This is a genomic window from Candidatus Rickettsia kedanie (genome assembly GCF_045865205.1).
GTDB classification, from domain to species: Bacteria; Pseudomonadota; Alphaproteobacteria; order Rickettsiales; family Rickettsiaceae; genus Rickettsia; species Rickettsia australis.
In genome coordinates this window covers 1-7,422 of sequence record NZ_BAABMM010000037.1, presented here as the reverse complement: position 1 = coordinate 7,422, position 7,422 = coordinate 1, and the positions used below count along the sequence as shown (strand labels likewise).

The window sequence follows — 7,422 nt, the reverse complement described above, 5'->3', positions numbered from 1 at the left end:
ACAATCAGCATCACTCAAATTACCCAATACTAATGCTTGTACAAACGAACAGCCGGTTAATTTTCTTCTCCTCTTGATGAAACCGCTGCTAATTGCTTACTTACTTTCCTTAACTTGACGCGTATGACACCTGTGACGGTCACATCAAAACAGTTTTTTTAATCCTTTTTGTAGTAGTTGATTTACAGGATCTGCTTGTTTGTTTCCCTGCGGAGAGCTACTTTGTTCCTCTGCATTTGTATCTTTTTTCTTTCTAAGACCTAAAGCATCTTTAATAATATTTTCAGGTTTTTTCTCACCGCTTTTTAGATCTTTAATAACGCTATTAAATACGTTGTTAACTAAATAAGTTTGAAGAGCCTGAATATCTAGCTTATGCTGCGGATTATTTATAAATCCGTATAATTTAACAGCTATAGGTGGTAAGTCCGCAATAGTAACGCTTGCACTAATATCCATCATATATTGCGGTAAGTTAATGTGACCGTTTGCATTTGCTTTAGCAGGTGAAGCATCTAAATTACATTCATTTAAATTAAGTTTGCCTTGCGTTATATTGCCACTGGCAATTAAATTTTTGAAAGATGTGGACCCTCCGCTAAAGGAACTGTTAATAAGTCGTAATACTCCTTCGGTATTCTTAGCATTACCTACCGCATCTGCGATCCGGTTTAAATCAAATCCGCTTATTTTCCCGTGATCGCTATTTACGTTAAATTTTCCATTTAGATTATGAACATATGTATAAATGCTATTACCACGAGAAGTAAGATCGGTTTTAAAGCTTAGTAGCCCATCAGTTATTTTTATTTTACCCGATTGCGGAGTTAAACTTTTGAGATAGGCATTTTTTAAATCAATTTTGATTGCAGCGTCTTGCTCTTTTCCTGAACTCACATAACCGGTGCTACTTAGTTCGCCACCGTAAATGCTTGCATTAACTGAAGTAATATTTAGCTTACCGCCGATGATATTTAATTTTGCTTTTAAATTATTTATGATTAATGAGTCGTTAGTTAATTTATCAATATTTGCGGATAATTGTCCTTCAATTTCATTTAAAAACCATAAGTTAATAGGATTGTTTGACCAAGGAGAATTATTTTTAGCTGTAGCTATATTTTGATTAGCAGGACTACTAGTTTTATTTAAAGCAGGAGTAGGGCTGTGGCTTGCAAGAATTGTATCCAAATTAACTAACGGACTGTATAAGTTAAGATTGAAATTTGGTTTCTGAGCTGCTAAATTAATAGCACCTTTAATAGATATATTAGTATTAAAAGTAGATATTTTATTATTAATATGGAAAGTATCTTTAACTTTTTGTACTTCCCCGTTTAACTGCAATACTCCAATCTTTCTTAAATTACTTACTCCCATAAGAGACATAAACGACTCAAAATTATTAATTTTTAGATTATGAGAAATAGTTATATCTTGAGCCAAGTTTTTAAGCTCAATATCTCCGGTTAGATTACTATTTGCAACCGATAAACTAATATTTTGTAATTTTATTGTTTGAGAATTACTAATGACATTAGAAGTAAGTATAAGTTTTTGGTTAATAATAGGCGGTAATTTATCGGTCTTTAGCTTTAAAGCATCAAGTATAGGTTTTAAACTATCAGCTTGTAGCATAATATTTGTCTTATCTAAATTAGAGCTAATTTCGGTTATAATGTTACCTGGATTTACAATGATATTTGATTTGAGGTTATTACGCTCTATATCATAATTTGCATTTGCTAGTAATTCTATATTTGTATAATTAAGTCTAGCATCTTTAATAGTTACATTTTTATTATCGGCAGTAATTGCCGTAGTTAGCTCGTAGTCATTTTGTAAATCAGCAGGCATACCTAAAGTTTTAGTATTACCTTTAATATTTGCTTTACCTATAAAAGAATTATTTTCACTATCAAAATTTCCTTCGATTTTAATTTTTTCACCGGCAAGATTAATATTAGCACTTAACGGAATTATTTGTCTGATTTCTTCAATATTTCCCTCTATATTAATCTGCTGCTGCAAAGCCTTTAAAGCTAAAGTAAAATCTATAGGACCTTTAAGGCTTTTAATTTTAGTCTCTAAATTAATATCGTTAAATATTTTCTCACTATTTTTTTCTATATATATTACTTTGCCGTCTATAATTTTAAAATGACTAATCAAAATGGGAAGTTCTAATTCAGTTTGAGTATTAGTCGATTCTGCATAACTAACATTATTTTCTTTAGGCTTATTATTAGATGTAGCAAACTGCCAATTTTTTTGTCCGTTATTCAAGACTTCTAGATTTATAATCGGTTTTTGCAACTCTATAGAAGCTACTTCAATTGCTCCTCTAAAAAGAGGAAAAAGCCGCAATAATGCTTTAGCACTTTCAACGGAAACTAGATGAGGTTCTTTTGTACCGTTTATTGATGATAATTTAATTTCTGAGAGAGATATTGCGGGATTCGGTAGTAAAGATAATTTTATATCGCCGTTAATAGTTAAATCTCTATTTGTAGCCTCTTTAACTTTATCTATTATTACTCCTTTATAATTATCTAAAGGAATAAAGAAAGGAATAACAATCAATAACAATATTATACTTATAAATATAATAAGTGAGTATTTTAAATTTTTAGGCATAGAGCTTAACCTTCTATTGTACATATGTTGATTATAGTATCTAAGACTTAATCTATTTATGTATATATGTTGATTATAGTATCTAAGACTTAATTGTCAAATTCATATAATTTACTCAATTAAGTATTACCCGATATCATCCCGCGACTTGATCGCGGGATCCAGTTTAAAATACTAAAATTGTTAGTATTTTGAGTTGTTTTTGAGATCCCATGGTCAAGTCACGGGATGACATCGAGTAGGTTTTCCGATCCATGCAACAATGCCCCACTTTTCGCGGGCATGACATAGAATTAGTTAATATCAGCATTGATTATATAGAATTAATTTTATGTTATACTTTGACCAAAATTAGTCAAAATGATATAATAGGAATAGAAATAAATCACATTTAAACCATGAAGTAGAAGAGGAAATTATGGTAAGTATAGCACGTAGTTGGGAGCTAAAAGGCATAGAAAAAGGCAGGCAAGAAGGAATAAATATCGGTGAAATGAAATTAGCAGAGATGGCAAAAAGAATTTTAAGAAAGAACAAGCCTTTAGACGAAATTATTGAATTTACCAGTTTTACAAAAAAGAGTATTGAAGAATTACAAAAACAGCTTCAAAAATAAGAGATTGAAAAATTTAAGTACTCAAACTCCTCTTTGATAATTTAAAGTCACATAATCTTTAGTTATAACAGGAAAAAACTCTTTATTGCAAGGTAATAACTCAGTTGTTTGGTCTAAAAATTCTATTTCAATTATATCGCCGGCACCAAAGTTAAGAATATTTTTAATTTTGCCTATTTCTTTATGATTTTGGTCTAATACCGGTAAATGATTTAAATCCGCTATATAAAATTCATCTTCTTCCGGTTCTGGTAAGCTTGCTCTTAAGCAAAATATTTTATAGCCTTTTAAGTTTTTTGCTTCATGTCTAGTAGTTATATAATTAAATCTACAAATTAATTCTCCTTTGGCATTTTGGCTAATTAGCTTAATATGTATATCTTCTCCTGACTCATTTACTAAATTTCTTTCAAGTATTTTTGTAGCAGGTTCGGTAAAAGATTTTAAAATTACATGACCTTTAATTCCATGACATGATTTTATGACACCGACTAAAATTAAATTTTCTAAAGAATTCATTAATTTGCCTTTAAATTTTGATAATTATATATAATAATATATTTAAAAACTTTTTATAGACATGATAAAAAAAATAGCTGCCAGCATCATAATTTGTTTCTCATTATTGTTATTTATAATTTGGGGTGCATTATCGTTTGTTAACTATAATTCGGTTACTAATAATTTTACCAGTCATTTAGGAATTGCAAAAGAAAATATTGGCAAAATAAAGATGAATAAATTTCCTTTGCCCTATTTAATTATTGAGACGATAAAGGAAGGAGGAGAGTTAGATTTAGAGCAGATTAAAATGCATTTTTCGTTGTGGTCGCTTATAAAATTTAATCCTAAAATTAATAAAATAGACATATTAGATGCTAAATTTTATTCTGATTCTAATGTATTAAATATTTATAATAATGAAGAGTTAATAAAGAATTTCTTTAAATATAAATTACAAAATATAAATCTAAATGTTACTAATCTAAGTATTATTAATAAACAAGATTATTCTATTGTAAATTTAAATAATTGTATATTAAAAAAAGAAAATGCTTTATCGTCTCATTACATATTTAAAACTACAAGTAACTATATAGGTGAAATTTCAGTTTCAATTAATAAACGTGATGATATAGTAGATTTTAGTCTTGATATTGATAATAATGATTATGGTTTTAAGCTATCGCAAATTTACAAAGATTTTAAGCTTACTAGCGGTAGCGGTGAATATCAGATTAAAAATTTAGCATCGGTAATGTATAATATATTACCAGATTTAAACCATATTTTTAATAAATTTAATCAAAATGAGGCAGTAAACGTTAAATTTAATATTTCAAATAATGAAGATGAAATAGAGCTCAAAGACATAGTAATAGCCTCCTCTTTTATTAAAGGTAATGGATTTATTAACATTGCTAAAAATGATAATATTACTACTAATGTGAAATTAGATTTTCCTAAAATAGATCTAAGTTCGTTAATTTCTCCAAATGCAGGGGTAACATTTAATACTTCTTCTTCAAATATTAGATTTATTTTTGCTGATAAATTACTTAAAGCAGACATAGCAATTAACAAAATAATTTTAAGTAGTAATGAAGCACTAGAAAAAATAGTCTTTTCTTCTAACTTATCAAAGGATACTTTAAAGATCAATGAACTTTCAGGTAATATTAAGTCAGGTGGAGAATTTAAGCTTACAGGTAATGTAACACAGAATGCCGTTAGAAGTATGTTTGATGGACAGATATATTTAAAGCACAATGATATAAATTCGTTACTGAATATTTTAGGATTTAACGATATTACTATTAAAGAAGCTATTCCTTTTAGCTTGTCGTCGGATTTAAAACTCACTTTAATAGATTTATTTTTTAAAAATTTATTACTTAAAACAGATCATTTAAATTTATCAGGAAATGTCTCTAGTAAATTTATTGCTCAAACACCTCGTTTAGATGCTACGCTTAATATATCTTCGCTTGACTTAAGCGGTAGGACGTATCCGATAATTTCGCCTCTTATCGAATTTACAAAAAATTTAACTAAAGATATGAAAACTTTAGATTATCCAAATAAATTTATTCCTATTAGAACAATAGGATATTTAGCTAATTTAGATATTTTGATAGATAGTGTTAAGTATAACGATCATGTATTTGACAAAATGAATTTGCTTGCTAAAATCGTACCAGCTAATATAAAAATTAGTAATTTAGATTTTAAAACCGCGGGTAGCTATTTATCAACTAGCTGGAACTTGGATGCTTCGAGTGTATTGCCGTCTTTGACCGTAGAAATTAAGGATGGTAATCTCACTACTGATTTATTATCACCGGCAGGAATGCTTAATTTAAGAAATAAATTAATAAATGAATATAGTTTAGATAAAACTATATTGCAATTTTACGGGACATTATCAACATTATCACAGAATAATTTAATATTGAAAAATGTTAAATTTTATGTAGCAAATAATAATAATCTATTACAATTTAATAATATTGAAGCAGAATTATTAGGCGGCAAGCTTCAAGGTAGCGGCAATATTTTATTGGAACCTTATTCTATAAATTTCGTATATGCTTTAAATACAATAGATTTAGATAAAGTTTCGGCTCTTATGCCTAAAATATTTACTGCAAGTAGCGGAAAAGTAAGTGTAAGCGGTAGTTTAGGAACTAACGGTAACACTCTTCAAAGCCAGCTATATAACCTTACTACAAAATCACAATTTGCTATAAACAATATAGATATTAATAATTTTGCAATTGATTCTTTTATAGAAAAAATTAATACAGCTGATTATAAGGTACAAAATTTAGATAAAGATATCAATAGTGCTATAACCACAGGACAAGAAAATGTTAGAGGTATAAGCGGTGATATTGAACTACAAAAAGGTATTGCCCTTTTAAAGCAAGTAAAATTTGCAACACAATATAGTAGAGGTGCGGCCTCTCTTGCAGTTAATATATATAATTTTGATATGGATGCATCTAGTATTTTATCATTTTACGTACCGGCAAGGCTTGTTAAGTTAAACACCTCAAATACAAGTTCCGATAAAGATAGTTTGGCACATCTTAATATAAAAATGCAAGGGAGTATTTTTGCTCCTAAGAAAACTTTTGATAGTAGTGAGCTAAAAAAATTACTTATACCACAAATAACTGACAACACTACTACAGATAACCATTAAAAAATAAAAATAAATGACTAATACTAAAACTTTAGAAGAAAATATTAGCTTTGAAGAAGCTTTAAAAGAGCTTGAAGAAATTGTTAAAAAAATAGATAACGGACAAGAGAGTCTAGAGATGGCAGTTAATAGCTTTGAAAGAGGTATTTTACTTAAGAATCATTGTGAGAAAAAACTAAAAGAAGCTCGGTTAAAAATTGAAAAAATTACTAAACTTACTGATTCTACGGTGGTCTTAGAAGAGACGGAAGTGTAGCTTATAAGGCATTGCCTGCGTGAATACCAAGTAGTCATTGCGAGCAGGTATTGTCCACGTGGATACTGAAGGTCGTCATTACGAGGAGCGAAGCGACGTGGCAATCTAGAAAATAATTAAAAAAATTCTGTAAATCAGAATTTTTTACTGGATTGCTTCGTCGAATTACTACGTAATTCTTCTCGCAATGACGACCTTCAGTACCCACGCAACAATGCTTTGCGAGCAGCCGTATGCTGCGTAGCAATCTCATGAGATAATCACAAACTCCTGACATTGCGTACGTATAATTACTTCATAACGTTTCTTGCAATGACGAAAAAACTGATACACGCAAGCAGGTCTTTCGTGGGAATGACATAACATAATGTAAAAATTACGATGCTTATGCTTAATCATATAATTGACTTTATCTACACTGTTCCTAATATTGTTTTGATGAGTTTTTGTGCTGGATGTTTATATTTAACAAAATACATTATTCCTAATAATTTTCAAAAAGAAGAGCTTGGAAGGCTTGGCGGTTTTGGGTGTAGTCGGTAGTATGTATGCGGTATCAACCGGTTTTGTATTAATGCCCCTATCGGGGATGAGAAATCCCTTCGCCTAAAGGCGAAGGGAAGATATAATGAAGTTACCTTGGCAACTAATTTATAAAGAGATATGAGGAGTTATAGAAAAAGTAGCCATAGCCAGTATGATTTG

Annotated in this window: 6 protein-coding genes and 1 pseudogene; 5 read left to right on the top strand and 2 right to left on the bottom strand. The window is 29.4% G+C overall.

What is annotated here, in order from left to right:
- Nucleotides 1–144: 144 nt before the first annotated feature.
- On the bottom strand, nucleotides 145–2,637 hold the full coding sequence (locus ACKTSD_RS05660; RefSeq protein WP_412708372.1) for an AsmA family protein: 2,493 nt from the start codon (nucleotides 2,635–2,637) through the stop codon (nucleotides 145–147).
- 254 nt (nucleotides 2,638–2,891) lie between these two features.
- Between ACKTSD_RS05660 and ACKTSD_RS05655 the strand changes: the two genes are divergently transcribed.
- Nucleotides 2,892–3,032: a hypothetical protein gene (locus ACKTSD_RS05655; protein ID WP_412708371.1), complete on the top strand. Its 141-nt coding sequence runs from the start codon at nucleotides 2,892–2,894 to the stop codon at nucleotides 3,030–3,032.
- Nucleotides 3,033–3,055: 23 nt separating this feature from the next.
- Nucleotides 3,056–3,253: an RpnC/YadD family protein gene (locus ACKTSD_RS05650; protein ID WP_412708370.1), complete on the top strand. Its 198-nt coding sequence runs from the start codon at nucleotides 3,056–3,058 to the stop codon at nucleotides 3,251–3,253.
- Between the two features lie 21 nt (nucleotides 3,254–3,274).
- Here ACKTSD_RS05650 and rimM read toward each other — a convergent pair whose 3' ends face one another.
- A complete protein-coding gene (gene rimM / locus ACKTSD_RS05645; RefSeq protein WP_412708369.1) occupies nucleotides 3,275–3,772 on the bottom strand; it encodes a ribosome maturation factor RimM in 498 nt (165 codons plus the stop codon).
- 61 nt (nucleotides 3,773–3,833) lie between these two features.
- Between rimM and ACKTSD_RS05640 the strand changes: the two genes are divergently transcribed.
- From ACKTSD_RS05640 to ACKTSD_RS05630, 3 genes and pseudogenes are all read left to right on the top strand, one after another.
- Entirely contained in the window at nucleotides 3,834–6,461 is a 2,628-nt protein-coding gene (locus ACKTSD_RS05640) for an AsmA-like C-terminal region-containing protein (RefSeq protein WP_412708368.1), read from the top strand.
- 13 nt (nucleotides 6,462–6,474) lie between these two features.
- Nucleotides 6,475–6,717 (top strand): exodeoxyribonuclease VII small subunit, encoded by a 243-nt coding sequence (locus ACKTSD_RS05635; protein WP_412708367.1) that lies wholly within the window; start codon nucleotides 6,475–6,477, stop codon nucleotides 6,715–6,717.
- Nucleotides 6,718–7,155: 438 nt separating this feature from the next.
- Nucleotides 7,156–7,315 (top strand): annotated as a pseudogene (locus ACKTSD_RS05630) (bestrophin-like domain); the annotation flags it as partial.
- Nucleotides 7,316–7,422 lie beyond the last annotated feature (107 nt).

Coding starts and splice junctions, on each gene's coding strand:
- ACKTSD_RS05640 (WP_412708368.1), top strand. CDS start 3,834: ATGATAAAAAAAATAGCTGCCAGCATCATAATTTGTTTCTCATTATTG.
- ACKTSD_RS05650 (WP_412708370.1), top strand. CDS start 3,056: ATGGTAAGTATAGCACGTAGTTGGGAGCTAAAAGGCATAGAAAAAGGC.
- ACKTSD_RS05660 (WP_412708372.1), bottom strand. CDS start 2,637: ATGCCTAAAAATTTAAAATACTCACTTATTATATTTATAAGTATAATA.
- rimM (WP_412708369.1), bottom strand. CDS start 3,772: ATGAATTCTTTAGAAAATTTAATTTTAGTCGGTGTCATAAAATCATGT.
- ACKTSD_RS05655 (WP_412708371.1), top strand. CDS start 2,892: ATGCAACAATGCCCCACTTTTCGCGGGCATGACATAGAATTAGTTAAT.
- ACKTSD_RS05635 (WP_412708367.1), top strand. CDS start 6,475: ATGACTAATACTAAAACTTTAGAAGAAAATATTAGCTTTGAAGAAGCT.